10 protein-coding genes are annotated in these 13,749 nt (G+C 67.0%); 3 read left to right on the top strand and 7 right to left on the bottom strand.

Annotated elements, in window-relative coordinates; all coding sequences use genetic code 11:
* Positions 1 to 29: 29 nt before the first annotated feature.
* On the bottom strand, positions 30 to 1,592 hold the full coding sequence (locus tag ACNFBT_RS13340) for an AhpA/YtjB family protein (RefSeq protein ID WP_416750003.1): 1,563 nt from the start codon (positions 1,590 to 1,592) through the stop codon (positions 30 to 32).
* Positions 1,593 to 1,804: 212 nt separating this feature from the next.
* Between ACNFBT_RS13340 and serB the strand changes: the two genes are divergently transcribed.
* The gene (serB, locus tag ACNFBT_RS13335; protein WP_416750001.1) at positions 1,805 to 3,025 is read left to right on the top strand and encodes a phosphoserine phosphatase SerB; all 1,221 of its coding nucleotides are present in this window, start codon (positions 1,805 to 1,807) and stop codon (positions 3,023 to 3,025) included.
* Between the two features lie 67 nt (positions 3,026 to 3,092).
* On the opposite strand, the gene ACNFBT_RS13330 is transcribed toward serB, so the two are convergent.
* The 6 genes from ACNFBT_RS13330 to ACNFBT_RS13305 all read right to left on the bottom strand — a co-directional run bounded on the left by ACNFBT_RS13330 (position 3,093) and on the right by ACNFBT_RS13305 (position 11,567).
* On the bottom strand, positions 3,093 to 5,165 hold the full coding sequence (locus ACNFBT_RS13330) for an EAL domain-containing protein (RefSeq protein WP_416749999.1): 2,073 nt from the start codon (positions 5,163 to 5,165) through the stop codon (positions 3,093 to 3,095).
* Between the two features lie 64 nt (positions 5,166 to 5,229).
* Positions 5,230 to 7,026 (bottom strand): molecular chaperone, encoded by a 1,797-nt coding sequence (locus ACNFBT_RS13325; RefSeq protein WP_416749997.1) that lies wholly within the window; start codon positions 7,024 to 7,026, stop codon positions 5,230 to 5,232.
* Between the two features lie 129 nt (positions 7,027 to 7,155).
* A complete protein-coding gene (locus ACNFBT_RS13320; RefSeq protein WP_416749995.1) occupies positions 7,156 to 8,133 on the bottom strand; it encodes an HPP family protein in 978 nt (325 codons plus the stop codon).
* A 77-nt stretch (positions 8,134 to 8,210) separates the two neighbouring features.
* Positions 8,211 to 9,080 (bottom strand): archaetidylserine decarboxylase, encoded by an 870-nt coding sequence (asd, locus tag ACNFBT_RS13315; protein WP_416749993.1) that lies wholly within the window; start codon positions 9,078 to 9,080, stop codon positions 8,211 to 8,213.
* A 3-nt stretch (positions 9,081 to 9,083) separates the two neighbouring features.
* Positions 9,084 to 9,899: a thiosulfate sulfurtransferase gene (gene rhdA, locus ACNFBT_RS13310; protein ID WP_416749991.1), complete on the bottom strand. Its 816-nt coding sequence runs from the start codon at positions 9,897 to 9,899 to the stop codon at positions 9,084 to 9,086.
* 141 nt (positions 9,900 to 10,040) lie between these two features.
* A complete protein-coding gene (locus ACNFBT_RS13305; RefSeq protein WP_416749989.1) occupies positions 10,041 to 11,567 on the bottom strand; it encodes an HDOD domain-containing protein in 1,527 nt (508 codons plus the stop codon).
* Positions 11,568 to 11,688: 121 nt separating this feature from the next.
* Here ACNFBT_RS13305 and motA point away from each other — a divergent pair, with 121 nt between their 5' ends.
* Together motA and motB are read left to right on the top strand one after the other, a co-directional pair.
* Positions 11,689 to 12,540, top strand: a complete 852-nt coding sequence (gene motA, locus ACNFBT_RS13300) for a flagellar motor stator protein MotA (RefSeq protein ID WP_416749987.1) — start codon at positions 11,689 to 11,691, stop codon at positions 12,538 to 12,540.
* A 3-nt stretch (positions 12,541 to 12,543) separates the two neighbouring features.
* Entirely contained in the window at positions 12,544 to 13,596 is a 1,053-nt protein-coding gene (motB, locus tag ACNFBT_RS13295) for a flagellar motor protein MotB (RefSeq protein ID WP_416749985.1), read from the top strand.
* The last annotated feature ends 153 nt before the right edge of the window (positions 13,597 to 13,749 follow it).

Below are 13,749 nucleotides of genomic sequence, written 5' to 3'. Positions count from 1 at the left end.
GTTCCATGCGGGGCCTGGCGGCCCCGGTATCAGTTGGTGCGCAGGGCGCGCATGCGCGAGAGCTGGCGCTCCAGCATCGAGGGGTAGGGTTCCTTCAGCCATTCCACGCAGCAGGCGTTTTCCGGGCTGGCGATGGGGCGGATGCGTGCGCGTTCGCGGACTTTCTCGTCATCGCCAATGGATTTCTCCACCAGCAGCAGGTTGCGACTGTGCTGGCTGAGGGCGAGGGCGTTCTGCGCCGCCGATTCCTGCAGCAATTCGGCCTGTTCGAGGTCGGCGACGTCCTCGCCCAGGACCAGGCCCAGTTGCAGTTGCAGGGTGATGCCGCTGTCGGCCACCTCGATCTGCAGGGCATGGCCCAGGGCACGCATCAGCTCGCCGCAGCAAAGCGCGTTGGTGAGGAATTCCTCGTCCTGGTCGCGGCTGTGGAAGAGGATCAGGCTGCCGCCGTCGTTGAGGGTGTACAGCGTGCCCTTGTACAGGCGCGCGGCCTGCTCCAGGCAATCGCGGTAGCGCTCCAGCAGGTCGACCAGGCGTGCACGCGGCAGGCGGCGCAGCTGTTCCTGAGCGCCGAGCTGAACGGCGAGTACGGCGCTGGTGCCACTGGACAGCGGTTCCGGCTCGGCTTCGGGCTCTTCCTCGACTTCGGTGTCGACCTCGGTCTCGTCTTCCGCCAGTGCGTCCAGTTCTTCCTCGGGGAAGTCTTCGTCGTCTGCGGATTCGGTGGCGCGGCGAGCCTTCGGGGCAGGGAGTTCATCCTCGGAGAAGATGTTCTCGTCGAATTCGTGCTCGTCGCTGGCGCCGACAGCTTCCAGCACCGGCTCCTTGGCGGCGGCCTTCGCCGGGGCTTTCGCGCGCGGCGCGGGCGCGCTGACCACCGGTTCGGGCGCCGGCGGTTTCTCCGGCACCAGGCGCGCTTGCAGCTGGCGGGCCAGGTCGCCGATCTCGTTCTGCAGGCCGGCGCCCGGGGCGGGGTCATCCGGATCGCGCAACCAGACGCGAAGCTGTAACAAGGGTGTGGAAATCTGCCGGCCCAGGCGCAGGCCGAAGGTCAGCGTGAGCAGCAGCAAGATCAGGCTGATCAGCCCCATGCTCTGGAGGCTGACGGTCATCGGTTGCTCGAACTGGTGCATGTCGAGGCTGATGCGCAGGTGGCCGGCGATCACTTCCTGGAAGGTGATGGGCGTGGAGTACAGGCCCTCGGCATCACCCAGCAGGCCCTGCTTGGGCCGGGTGCCGGACTCGGCGAGGATGCGGTTGTCCACGCTGTAGATCGCCGCGTGGGCGACCAGCGGGTTCTTCGTCAGGTTGTTGAGCAGCACGTTGAGGCTGAGGATGTCATTGGACACCAGCAGCTCGGTGGCGGACTGCGCCGTCTGGGTGGTCAGGCTCTGGCCCAGGGCGTCGGCCTGCTGCTGCATGGCCTGCTTGAACTGCATGCCCATGACCCAGGCGTAGATCACCAGGGCGGCGGCCACCAGCAGCAGCGTGTGGATGGCGATTCGCAGGGCGATCGGCACACGGCGCTGGCGCAGGGCGTGGAAGAGCAGCAGGAAGAAATTGTCGGGCTTGACGGAGGTGGGCCGGGTCACAGCGGGCTCGGTCTTCAGTAGAGGCAGATACGGGCCAGTATAACGAGCCCCTCCGGAGGGGCAAAGCGCCGCAGGCCTTGTCGATACGACCGAGGCCGGGATGGGCGGGGGGAGTGCCTGCCAATCCGATCGGCGGCGCTGCCCGCCAACCGGGCGGGCGCGGCGGAAAGCAGGTAGAATGTCGGCCTTTTTTACACGGCGGAGACAGCGCCTTGCGCGAAATCGTCCTGATCAATATCACCGGGGAAGATCGCCCCGGTCTCACCGCAGCCGTCACCGGCGTGCTGGCCCAGGGTGGGGTGAACATCCTCGACATCGGCCAGGCGGTGATCCACGACACCCTGTCGTTCGGCATCCTGGTTGAGATTCCGGACACCGAGCGGGCGTCCTCGGTGCTCAAGGACGTGCTGTTCACGGCCTACAAGCTCGACCAGCAGGTGCGTTTCACGCCGGTTTCGGAAGACGACTACCGGCAGTGGGTCGGTGGCCAGGGCAAGCCGCGCCACATCGTGACGCTGCTCACCCGCCGGGTAACCGCCGAGCAGCTGCAGCGGGTCAGCTCGATTACCGCCAAGTACGGCCTGAACATCGACCAGATCGATCGCCTGTCCGGGCGCATGGCGCTGGATATGCCGGCGGACCAGGGCAAGGGTTGCGTCGAGTTCTCGGTGCGCGGCGAGCCGGCCGACCCGGCGGCGCTGCGCGCGGAATTCCTCAGCGTGGCCCAGGAGCTGAACGTCGACATCGCCTTCCAGCAGGACTCGGTGTTCCGTCGCAACCGCCGCCTGGCGGTGTTCGACATGGACTCCACGCTGATCGAGGCCGAGGTTATCGACGAGCTGGCCAAGGCGGCCGGCGTGGGCGACAAGGTTTCCGAGATCACCGAACGCGCCATGCGCGGTGAACTGGACTTCCGCGCCAGCTTCAAGGAGCGCCTGGCGCTGCTCAAGGGGCTGTCCGAGGATGTGCTGGAGGAGATCGGTGCCTCGCTGCGCCTGACCGAGGGCGCCGAAACGCTGTTCGCCGAGCTCAAGCGCCTGGGTTACAAGACTGCGATCCTCTCCGGTGGCTTCACCTACTTCGCCAAGCAACTGCAGGCAAAGCTGGGCATCGACTATGTGTTCGCCAACGAACTGCAGATCGTCGACGGCCAGCTGACCGGCGTGGCCATCGAGCCGATCGTCGACGCCCAGCGCAAGGCCGACCTGCTGCGTGAGCTGGCGACGAAGGAAGGTCTGCAGCTTGAACAGACGATTGCCGTGGGCGACGGCGCCAACGACCTGCCGATGCTCGGCCTGGCCGGCCTGGGCGTGGCCTTCCGCGCCAAGCCGCTGGTCAAGCAGTCGGCCAAGCAGGCGATTTCCACCCTCGGGCTGGACGGCATCCTCTACCTGCTCGGTTTCCGTGATCGCGAAGGGGCCGACGGCCGCTGATCGATCCGGCTGTTTACGCAAGGCATGAAAAAGCCGCCCATTGGGCGGCTTTTTCGTATCGGCTGAATCACTCGTCCGAGGTGAAGTCGTAGTCCATCGCCTGACTCGGGCCTTGCAGGTAGTGGCCCTGGATGTAGTTGGCGCCGGCCTGCCAGAGCGTGGCCAGGGCGCTGGCGCTTTCCACCATCGGCACTATGGTCAGCTTGGCCTGGGCGTGCAGGCTGGCCATCAGGGTCTTGAGGTTCTCCTGATTCTCCGCCTTGCCCAGCTCCTGCACGTAGGAGCCATCGACCTTCACGAAGTCGACGTTCATGTGCTTGAGCGTATTGAACGGGTTGAGCGCGCAGCCGAACTGACACAGGGCGATCTGGCAGTGCAGCTCGGCGAGCCCCTGGCTGAGTACTTTCGCCTGCTTGAGGTAGCTGATCGCGTCCGTTTCGCTGATCTGGATGATCAGGGCGTCGGCGGGCAGGCGCGAGGCCTTCAGCGCCACGTTCAGCCAGGGCAGCAGCTCGGCATCCTGCAGGCTGGAGCTGGAGAGGTGTACGAACAGCTTGGTGTCGTGGCCCTTGGCGCGGTGTTCGGACAGCAGCTTGATCGAGTTGAGCAGGACCCAGCGATCGATCTTCTCGGCCAGGCCGCCCGACTTGGCGGCGGCGAGGAAGTCCGCTGGCGGTACTTCCTCGCCCTGCGGATTGAGCAGGCGCAGCAGCACTTCGTAGTGTTCGTGGGTATCGCCGCGCAGGCTGATGATTGGCTGGAACAGCAGGCGGAAGCTGTTCTGCTCCAGGGCCTGGCGGATGATCGCCAGGGTGTCGCCGCGGTTGGCGGCGGCGGCCAGTTCATCGGCCGGGTCGTAGAGCTTCAGGCCGTTGCCTTCGCTTTGCGCGATCTCGTCGGCGCTGCGGTGGGCGCGCTCGATGACGTCCTGCGTACGGGTGGTCTTCTCGTCCAGCCCGGCGACGCCGATGGACAAGGTGACCTGGGCCGTGCGGCCATGGATGTCGAACAGGTGGCCTTCGATCTTCTTCAGCAGGCTGGCGAACAGCGGCTTGGTCTGATCCGGGGCGTGCCCCGGCAGCAGCACGGCGAACACGTCGTCGCTGAAGCGGGCCAGTTGGGCTTCCTGGGGGAAGTGGGCACGCAGCAGGTTGCCGAGGTCGGCGAGCAGCAGGTCGATGCTGGCGACGCCAAGGTTGAGCTGCAGTGTCTGGGCACGGTCAAGCAGCATGTAGGCGAAGGTGGCCGGCTGGCTGGCGGTTACCGCGCGCTCCACGGCGCTGTCCATCAGGTCGAGGAAGTGGCCGCGGTTGTACAGGCCGGTGACCAGGTCCTGGCTGCTGACCTCGCGCAGTTTCTCTTCGAGCTGGGTGTTGTCGCTCTCGGCGCGGATCACCACCTGGATGCACGGCTCGCCGTCGTAGGTGGCTGGCGAGAAGGTCATGCGCGCACCGAAGGCATGGCCGTCCACCCTGATGCCGCTGCAGGCCAGGTCGGCGTTGTCCTCGGTGGTCTGGTATCCCTTGAGGAAATCCTTGAAGGTCGCCTGGTCGCTACTGGCGATCAGGTCGATCATCGGCATGCCTTCCAGTTCTTCCGCATCGTCGTAGCCGAACAGGTCGACGTAGGCGCGGTTGGCATAGATGTGCATGCCGTCGTGGACGTAGGTGATGGCGTCCACCGAGCTGTCCAGCAGCAGCTGGCAGCGCTTTTCCGTTTCCCGCAGGGCGACTTCGGCGGCACGCCGGGCGCGGCGTTCCTCGAGGTTGGCCAGTTCGCGCTTGGCGACCAGGATCAGGCGCTCGTCCTCGCCTTGCGGCAAGGCGTCCTGGGCTCCCAGGGCGAGGGCCTCGGTCACCGCATCGGAGTCGTTGCCGGCGATCAGCTGGATGAAGGGGATGTCCTTGGCCTGGCGGCGAATGCTGTTCAGGGCCTCGCTGGGCGCCATGGCGCTGCTGTCCGGCGCGGCGATCAGCAGATCCCAGCCCTGGGGGAGGATTTCCAGGAGGTCTTCGCTGGACGTGATGCGGTGGACGCGGGTAGCGCGGCCGGCATTGCGGAACAGGCTGACCAGGCGCTCGGCTTCGTTCTGGGAGTCTTCCAGGATCAGCAGGCGGACAGTCTTCTTTTCATTGGCCATGGGGGAGGCTGCTTATACCGCACTGGACGGCAGCAAATGGGCGATGAATGGGGTTCGCCGGAATCTACAGCGACTTCCAGAGTGAGTCAAAGTCTTCCTCCCCGCGGGGGCCTGGCGCTGTGACCGGCTTATCGTTCGGTGCGCTGATGGCGTCGTGCGCCCGGTATTCGAACTGGGTGAAGCTGCCGGTCGCGGTGACCTTGCGGGTGAGGGTGGCACGACGCTCCTCGCCCTGCAGGTTGATCTGCACCTTGTTGCCCTCCTGGAAGGGCAGGCGCGGGGTGATCACGGTGGCCGGCCGCGAGATCGCGGAGATTTCCGGCAGCAACAGGGCGCGCAAGTACTGGCTGCCCTGCTCGGTCTTGCGCAGTAGTTGCAGGCCGCACGGCTGGGCGAGCGGCGCGATCAGCTCGATGCCCATCTGGGTGCCGCCGCCGCGGACCTGGCGAATCCAGCGCACCACGGCAATGGTCCAGCTCTGGTCCGGGTCGTCCTGGATGCCCAGCAGCTCGCCGGCCTGCAGTTGGCTGGGAATCTCCTTCGGCCAGGTCAGGCAGTAACCGCCCGGGCTGTGGTTGACGATCGGCAGGGTGAAGACCGGGTACTCTTCACTGGGCGCCTCGATGACAGTGACGCCAGTGTCGGCCGGCGTGATGGGGGTGTACTCGATTTCCTCCAGCGCCATGCCCGGCTGCCATTCCTTGATCTGCCTAGCGTCGAAGGCGTTGGCCCAGGCGTCCTTGACCTCGGTCTTGGCCTTGGCGCTGAAGTCCGGGGTCTGGTGGTGCTTGAGCACATCGGTGAAGTGCTGGCGGCCGGCGAGGAAGTAGTGCAGGGCGCTCATGCCGATGCACACGATGAGCTGGCCTTGGCCGACGGTACGCTGGAAGGTTCGCTCGGCGATATCGCCCCAGGCGGCGGCGAGGTGCTGCAGCAGATCGACGGAGACGCCTTCGGGCACCTTAAGGCGCGCCTGGCTGCGGTTCTCCGGGAGCAGCAGGAGGTATTCCTTGATCAGGTCGACCAGGGGCTGCGGATCGATGCCCAGCCCACCCGACAGTTCACCTTCCTGGAACAGGGTGCGGTAGCGCGGCGGGCCATCCACCTGGGGGGCGACGACGAACAGGGTGGACGGCGCATCGGCCGGTTGCACGCGAATCTGCGAGCTCCAGCCTTCCAGCACTTCCGCCAGACGGGCGATGTTGTGCTGGCGCATCTGGTTGCAGCGTGCCGAGCCGAGCATCAGCGCCACCAGGTAGGCCTGCTCGATGGTCAGGCCCTCGGCGTTGCGGGCCAGGCTGTCGCGGATGCTGAGTTTCTGCAGGCCGTGCTGGCGCGCCAGCTGGTACAGCTGGTGGAGCTCCAGCCATAGCCCTTCCGGCACCGGACAATACAGCTGCGAGGAGCGGGTCAGCGGCCCGCACAGGGCACGGATGGCGCGCTGGATGGCGGCCGCCAGGAGTTGCGCGCGCTCGTGGGAAACACGGGGCGCCTCGCGCACGACGATCAGCTTGTAGCCGATGGCCAGGTGGTTCTGCAGGGCCTGGCAGAGGTTGGCGACCTTGCGCGGGCGCTCGTCGAGGACGATGGACTGGTTGAGGAAGTGGCGCTCCAGATGCTGGCAGACGAACTGGACTTCCGGGCGGAACAGTTCCAGCAGTTGCAGGCGCGTCTCCACCGGCAGCTTCAACTGGTTCAGCTCGATCAGGCCCTGGTAGAGCTGGCGGGCGGTTTCACCCAGATTGGCCTTGGGCAGGTGATCCAGCCAGTATTTCAGGTCACGCGCGGTGGCGTTACAGAAGCTCAGGCTCTCATGCGTCGGGGTGGGGACGCGCAGGAACTGCTGGGGACTGTTGTCCATGGTTGGATCGGATTCTCCACAAATCTGGGCCGTTGGGTGGACCGACGGGTCGTCACGCTCGGCTTTTTCCGAACTCTAGCAGTATCCGTTGCGCACCGCAGCCCATCGCCGGATGGGTGCGCCGACGAGTCACGTGAACGGTGTTTCGCCCTTGATCTGGCGCTGCAAGGCGTCGCTGGCGGAGACCTGCGGAGTGACGCGCAGCCAGCCATCGCCCTGCGGAATCACCGCGTGGGCGGCCCATTCCAGCAGGTCCTGGCGGCGGCAGGCGCCGGTGTTGCCCTTGCCGGCGCCGGCGACCACCTTGTAGACCAGCTGGTCCTGGCGCGAGCGCTTGCCGGGGTGGTCGTCGATTACCTGGCGCACCGCCCAGGCGTTGCCGCTCAGTGCGTTGCTGTAGCAGGCGCCGAGGAGGATGTCGTCCGGGCCCAGGCGTTGCGCCTGGGCATGTTCCTGGGCCAGCTGGAGGATCTTCAGCAGGTCGTCGAACTGCACGTCGATGAACGAATCCATCTTGCGTAACGCGTGGTAGAGATCCTCCGGTGCGGGGCCCGTGGGCAGCTTCGGCGTCTCCGGCAGGCGCGCCAGCGGCGCAGGGTAGCGGCGCCAGGCGAACAGGCCGTTGAAGGCCACGGCCACGGCGAGGATCAGTACCACGTTGAGCAGCACCGGGCTGAGCACGTAGTGGAAGCCCAGTGCGCTGATCGCCGGCCCGCCGGAGACGGCCGCCAGGGCGGTGGCGCCGCCCGGGGGGTGGATACAGCGGGCGTAGTGCATGACCAGGATCGCCGCGCCGACCGCCAGGGCCGGGGTGAAGGCCTGGTCGGGAAAGAGCTTCTGGCAGATCACCCCGACGATGGCCGACAGCACCTGGCCGCCGAGCACCGCCCAGGGCTGGGACAGCACGCCATGGGGCACGGCGAACAGCAGCACGGCGCTGGCGCCCATGGAGGCGACGACCCAGATGGCCGCTTCGCTGGGCAATACCCAGTGGGTGACGGCGTAGATGGCGGCGATGCCGCACAGCGCTCCGAGGGCGGAGAGCCATTTTTCCAGATGGCTGGTGGCGTTGGCGCGCCAGCCCATGAGGTGCAGGAAGCGTTTCATGGCGAGGGACAGCACGGCAGTGAGGCAAACAGCATGGCGGGCGGCTCATTGGCCACCCGCCTTATGGAAAGCGGGCGTCAGCCCTGGCGAGCGCCAGCCAGGCGCTGGCCCATGCGGACCGGGCTGGTGGCCGCCAGGTTCTCGGCCCAGCTGACCTGTTGCGGCCCGAACAGCACGATGGCGGTGGAGCCCAGCTTGAAGCGGCCCAGCTCGGCGCCTTTCTCCAGATGGATCGGCGCGCGGGAAGCTTCGTCATAGGAGAAGGACTTCAGCTCGCGCTTGGGCGGAGTCACCAGGCCGGCCCAGACGGTCTCGATGGAAGCGACGATCATCGCACCCACCAGCACCACGGCCATCGGCCCGCGCTCGGTGTCGAAGATGCACACCACGCGCTCGTTGCGGGCGAAGAGTTCCGGCACCTGTTCGGCGGTCAGCTGGTTCACCGAGAACAGCCGGCCCGGCACATAGACCATCTCGCGCAGGGTGCCGGCCAGCGGCATGTGCACGCGGTGGTAGTCCTTGGGCGACAGATAGACGGTGGCGAACTCGCCGCCCATGAAGGGCGCGGCGCGCTCGGCGTCGCCGCCCAGCAGTTCCATCAGGCTGTAGCTGTGGCCCTTGGCCTGGAACACACGGCCGTGCTCGATCGGGCCGAGTTGGCTGATGGCGCCGTCGGCCGGGCTGAGTACGCTGCCTTCGCTCTCGTCTAGGGGACGGGCACCGTCTTTCAGGGCGCGGGTGAAGAAGGCGTTGAAGTGCTCGTAGGCGCGCAGGTCCTCGACCTGGGCTTCGCGCATGTCCACCTGGTAGCGGCGGGCGAACCAGGGGATCAGGCGGTCCTTGAACCAGGGCGCACGGCATTCGGCGGCGCAGCCGATCAGGCGCGACAGCAGGTGATGCGGCAGCAGGTACTGGGCGAGGATGAACAGACGATCTTTGAACGACATTCCTTAAACCTCTACAGGGGTGTCGGGGTGGTTGCCCCATTCCGACCACGAGCCGGCGTAGCCCTTGACCCGCGGATAGCCGAGGGCCTTGGCCACCAGGTAGGTGAAGCCGGAGCGGTGGTGGGTCTGGCAGTGGGTGATCACTTCTTTGTCCGGGGTGATGCCCAGACTCTTGAGAATCTGCGGCATATCGGTACGGATGCGCAGGGCGCGTGCCGGGTCCATGCCGGCGGTCCATTCGAAATTGACGGCGCCCGGAACGTGCCCGCCCTTGGCGGCGAGCACCTTCTGGCCACTGTATTCGCTGGGGTTGCGGGCGTCCCAGACGGCCAGGTCGGCAGCGCCCAGGCGGCTCTGCAGGTATTCGCGGGTGGCGGTGGGTTCGTCGTGCAGGGTCAGCGGCAGCGGGCCGCCGACCGGCGCCGGGACGTTCTGGCTCAGCGGCAGGCCGTCGGCGAGCCAGGCGTGCAGGCCGCCGTCAACATAGTGGTAGCGGTGGTGGCCGATCACATCCAGCAGCCAGATGAAGCGGCCGGCCCAGCCGCCGCCTTCGTCGTCGTAGACCACGTAGACGGCATCGGGGTTGTGGCCCAGCTCGCCGAACAGCGCTTCAAGGTCGGCCTTGGCCGGCAGTAGGCCGGGCGCCGGGGTGCCGCCCAGCTGGGTGCGCGCCGGGGCGACGAAGCGGGCGCCGGGGATGTGGCCTTCGGCATAGCGCGCGGCGCTGGTGAGGTCGACCAGGATCAGTTCGGCGGCGTCGAGGCGGCTGGCGAGGTCAGCCGGTTCGATCACCAGGGGCAGAGCGGAGAAGGCGGACATGTCGGAGTCTCCCGGTACGGCGGACGGCCCACCGTGATGATGGAAGAGGCGGCGTGAGCTGGCGGCCCTGGGCTGCCCGTTGGGGGGCGATAGTTTAAAGGGGCGCCAGTGTACCGGAAATCCCGGCGATCGCCGCGCGGCTCAGGAAGCGCCGCGGGACATCTGCCGGACGGCCTGCTCGATGCACTGCGCGGTACGGCCGAAGGCCTGGGCGTGCAGGTCGCCCAGCGGCTGGCCATTACGGTCGGCGGCGAGCAGCATGACCACGCGGCTGCCGTTGCCCAGCGAGCGCAGCAGCAGGTGTTCGCTGGGCAGCAGGGCTTTCAGCGCCCCGGGCAGCACGGCGGAAAAGTCGGCCATGTTCGCCGGGGTCAGGCGCAGTTGTCCGGGCTGTTGCAGGAGTTTGCGCAGCAGCGGGCTGGCGGCGACTTCCAGCTTGAGCTCGCCGGCCTCGGCCGCGAGCCCGAAGTGCCGGCGCGCCTGCAGCCAGCTGCCGCCCTTGTCGGCCAGCAGGATCAGGCCGCGTTGCAGTCCGCAGGCCTGCAGTGCCGATTCGGCGCACTCGAGCAGTTGCAAGGCGTTGCTGAACGGGCTGGGCGCCTGCAATAGGCGCGCGCAGTGCTGGCGCCATTCGGCCAGGGTGTCGGGCGCCTTGGCCGGCTCCTCGGGCCTCGGGCCGTTGAGCCAGCGACGGGCGTTCCAGGGCCACAGCAGGGCCTCGGCCGGATGCCAGAGCAGCGGCCGGGCGTGCCGGCGGGCGCTCTGTGCGGCGAGGCCGTGGACGGTCTGCTGCAGCTCTTCCAGGGGCATTTGCAGGTAGAGGCTGGTCAGGCGTTGCCAGCGCAGCATGTGCACACCGCCCCAGGATTGGTGGGCGGCTGTGGCCAGGCTGTTGGCCAGCAGGATGGTGTTGGCGGGGCGGGTCAGCCAGCGTTGCAGCTCCGGGTCGGCGTCCAGGCGCTGCTGCTGGCCCAGTGGCTGGGTTTCGGTGTGGGCCACGTGCAGGGCGCGCACCAGTAGGCGCTTGTCATCGCTGAGCAGCGCATAGCCCTGGGCGACCCAGTCCGGCAGCCGCCAGCGCTCGGCCAGCGCCCGGCACAGCGGCAGCAGGCGGGTGCCGAGCAGCTCCTGTTCGACCTCGCTGCTGCAACGGCCCAGGCCATAGACCTGGCGCTGCCAGGTTTCCAGCAGTTCCGGGCGGGCCGTGGCCAGCGCCCAGAGCGGCGCGAGGGTGAACAGGCTGCCCCAGTGGATTTCCTGCCAGAGCCGCGCCAGGCGGTTGGCGAACAGGCCGCTTGCCTGTTGCATGGCGTGGCGGCTGATCAGCAGCAGTTGGCTCAGTGCGCGGGGCATCTGCGCCTCGGGCACCGATGGCAGGCGATCGAGCAATTGGGTGACGCGTGCCAGGCCCAGGCGGTTGAGGGCGACCTCCAGGCTTTCCGCCGGATTGTCGCGGGCGCTCTCGGCACGATTGGCCTCGCGCAGAATGGCAAAGGCCAGGGTCGGGCAGTCCTGCAACAGCTCGGAGATGTCGCGGATCGAGCGGCGACTGTCATTCAGCGCCCGGCGAATATCGTCGCGGTGCTCCTGGGGGACAGGCAGCGGCAGCTCTTCCAGCAGGGAGAGCCAGTCCGCGAGACGCTCTGGGGTAGGCACGGGTTTGGGCATGCGTAAGGCGCCGAACTGGTTTTTAGTGTTTTCGGCCTATAGTCTTGCCCGAAATCTCCGATAACAACAGGGAGGCGGGAATCATGCCTCTCATTCTGTTCACAGTTTCAGTTCGGTCCCCATGTCAAAAATCATCGGCATCATCGTCATCCTGGGTAGTGTGCTCGGCGGGTATCTGCTCTCCGGCGGCAAGATCGCGGCCATCATCCAGCCGTTCGAACTGCTGATCATCGGGGGCGCGGCCCTGGGTGCCTTCCTCCAGGCCAACCCGGGCAGCACCTTCATGACGGTGCTCAAGAAAGCCCCGAAGATGTTCAGCAACCGCTTCACCCACGCCTTCTACCTGGAAGTGCTGGGCATGCTCTACGAGGTGCTCAACAAGAGCCGCCGCGAGGGCATGATGGCGATCGAGGCGGACGTCGAGGACCCGGGCGCCAGTCCGATCTTCAGCAAGTACCCGGCGGTGCTCAAAGACGACCGCATGACCGCGTACATCTGCGATTACCTGCGCATCATGTCCTCCGGCAACATGGCGCCCCACGAGCTGGAGGGCCTGTTCGACATGGAGCTGGGCAGCCTCAAGGAAGACCTGGAGCATCCCGCCCACGCGGTGACCCGCGTCGCCGATGGCCTGCCGGGCTTCGGTATCGTCGCCGCGGTGCTCGGCATCGTGATCACCATGGCCCTGCTCGGCCAGGGCAGCCAGGCCGAGATCGGCCACCACGTCGCCGCGGCGCTGGTGGGGACCTTCCTCGGTATTCTCGCCGCCTACGGTTTCGTCGGCCCGCTGTCCAACGCCCTGGAGCATGACGCCAAGGAGGAACTGAACCTCTACGAAGCCATCAAGGCCTGCCTGGTCGCTTCCGCCTCGGGCATGCCGCCGTCGCTGGCGGTGGAATTCGGCCGCAAGGTGCTGCTGCCGGCGCATCGTCCCAGCTTCGCCGAGCTGGAGCAGGCGGTACGCGGGCGCTAAACGATGGATAACAACCAGCCGATCATCGTCAAGCGCGTCAAGCGCTACGCCGCGGGTCACCACGGCGGCTCGTGGAAGATCGCCTTCGCCGACTTCGCCACCGCCATGATGGCGTTCTTCCTCGTGCTCTGGCTGCTGTCCTCGGCCACGCCGGAGCAGAAGAAGGCCATTTCCGGCTACTTCCAGGACCCGATCGGCTTCACCGAGAGCGCCAGTCCCTATGTGATCGACCTGGGCGGCACGCCGACTCCCGCGCCGGACAAGACCCTGAACCCGCAGGTCCAGGCGCAGCCCGAAGCGGACGAAACCCGCATCAGTCCGCAGGACGAGGCCAAGGTCAACGCCGAACAGGCGGAGAACATCGCCGAAAAGCTGGAGAAGGAGCGCCTGGAGCTGCTGCTGCAGGAGCTGCAGAACAAGGTCGACGAGAACCCCACGCTCAAGCGCTTCAAGGACCAGATTCTGTTCGAGATCACCCAGGACGGCCTGCGCATCCAGATCGTCGACTCCGACAACCGGCCGATGTTCGACCTGGGCAGCGCGCGCCTGCAGCCGTACTTCGAGGACATCCTGCTGGCGCTGGCCGAGACCATCAAGCAGGTGCCGAACAAGATCAGCATCAGCGGCCATACCGATGCCAAGCCCTATGCGGGCAACGGCGAGTTCGGCAACTGGGAGCTCTCCGCCAACCGCGCCAACGCCGCGCGCCGTGCGTTGGAGGCCGGCGGCTACCCGGAGGAGCAGATCGCCCGCGTGGTCGGCTACGCCTCTTCGGCGCTGTTCGACCGCGACAAGCCGCTGAATCCGGTGAACCGCCGCATCGACATCATCGTCCTGACCAAGAAGGCCCAGCGCGCCATCGAGGGCCAGGACGGTGGGGTCGACAAGCCCGCCGGGGGCCCCGCTGCAGCGGCCGCACCCGCGCCCGGCGCTACTCCCACCCAGCCTGCGACCGGGCAGGGCGAGCCGCTGCCGCCGGACCAGCTCAAGCAGAAGCTCAATCTGTTCGACGACGGCGGCACGCTGAAGCTCGATGAGCTGAACAAGCAGCAGTAAGAAACGAAAAGGCCAGCTGATCAGCTGGCCTTTTCGTTTCGTTTTTCACGTCATGAAGTCGACGGGGAGGGCTCTTCGTAGGAGCGAGCTTGCTCGCGAACCAACCTCGCCGTGAAGCCGTTCGCGAGCATGCTCGCTCCTACAGTCAGCCGG

Source organism: Pseudomonas sp. NY15181 (assembly GCF_048068055.1).
GTDB lineage: Bacteria > Pseudomonadota > Gammaproteobacteria > Pseudomonadales > Pseudomonadaceae > Pseudomonas.
The sequence above is the reverse complement of the archived record's forward strand: the minus strand, read 5'-3'. Positions and strand labels throughout refer to the sequence as shown.

Coding starts and splice junctions, on each gene's coding strand:
- ACNFBT_RS13330 (WP_416749999.1), bottom strand. CDS start 5,165: ATGGCCAATGAAAAGAAGACTGTCCGCCTGCTGATCCTGGAAGACTCC.
- ACNFBT_RS13325 (WP_416749997.1), bottom strand. CDS start 7,026: ATGGACAACAGTCCCCAGCAGTTCCTGCGCGTCCCCACCCCGACGCAT.
- ACNFBT_RS13320 (WP_416749995.1), bottom strand. CDS start 8,133: ATGAAACGCTTCCTGCACCTCATGGGCTGGCGCGCCAACGCCACCAGC.
- asd (WP_416749993.1), bottom strand. CDS start 9,080: ATGTCGTTCAAAGATCGTCTGTTCATCCTCGCCCAGTACCTGCTGCCG.
- rhdA (WP_416749991.1), bottom strand. CDS start 9,899: ATGTCCGCCTTCTCCGCTCTGCCCCTGGTGATCGAACCGGCTGACCTC.
- ACNFBT_RS13305 (WP_416749989.1), bottom strand. CDS start 11,567: ATGCCCAAACCCGTGCCTACCCCAGAGCGTCTCGCGGACTGGCTCTCC.
- motA (WP_416749987.1), top strand. CDS start 11,689: ATGTCAAAAATCATCGGCATCATCGTCATCCTGGGTAGTGTGCTCGGC.
- motB (WP_416749985.1), top strand. CDS start 12,544: ATGGATAACAACCAGCCGATCATCGTCAAGCGCGTCAAGCGCTACGCC.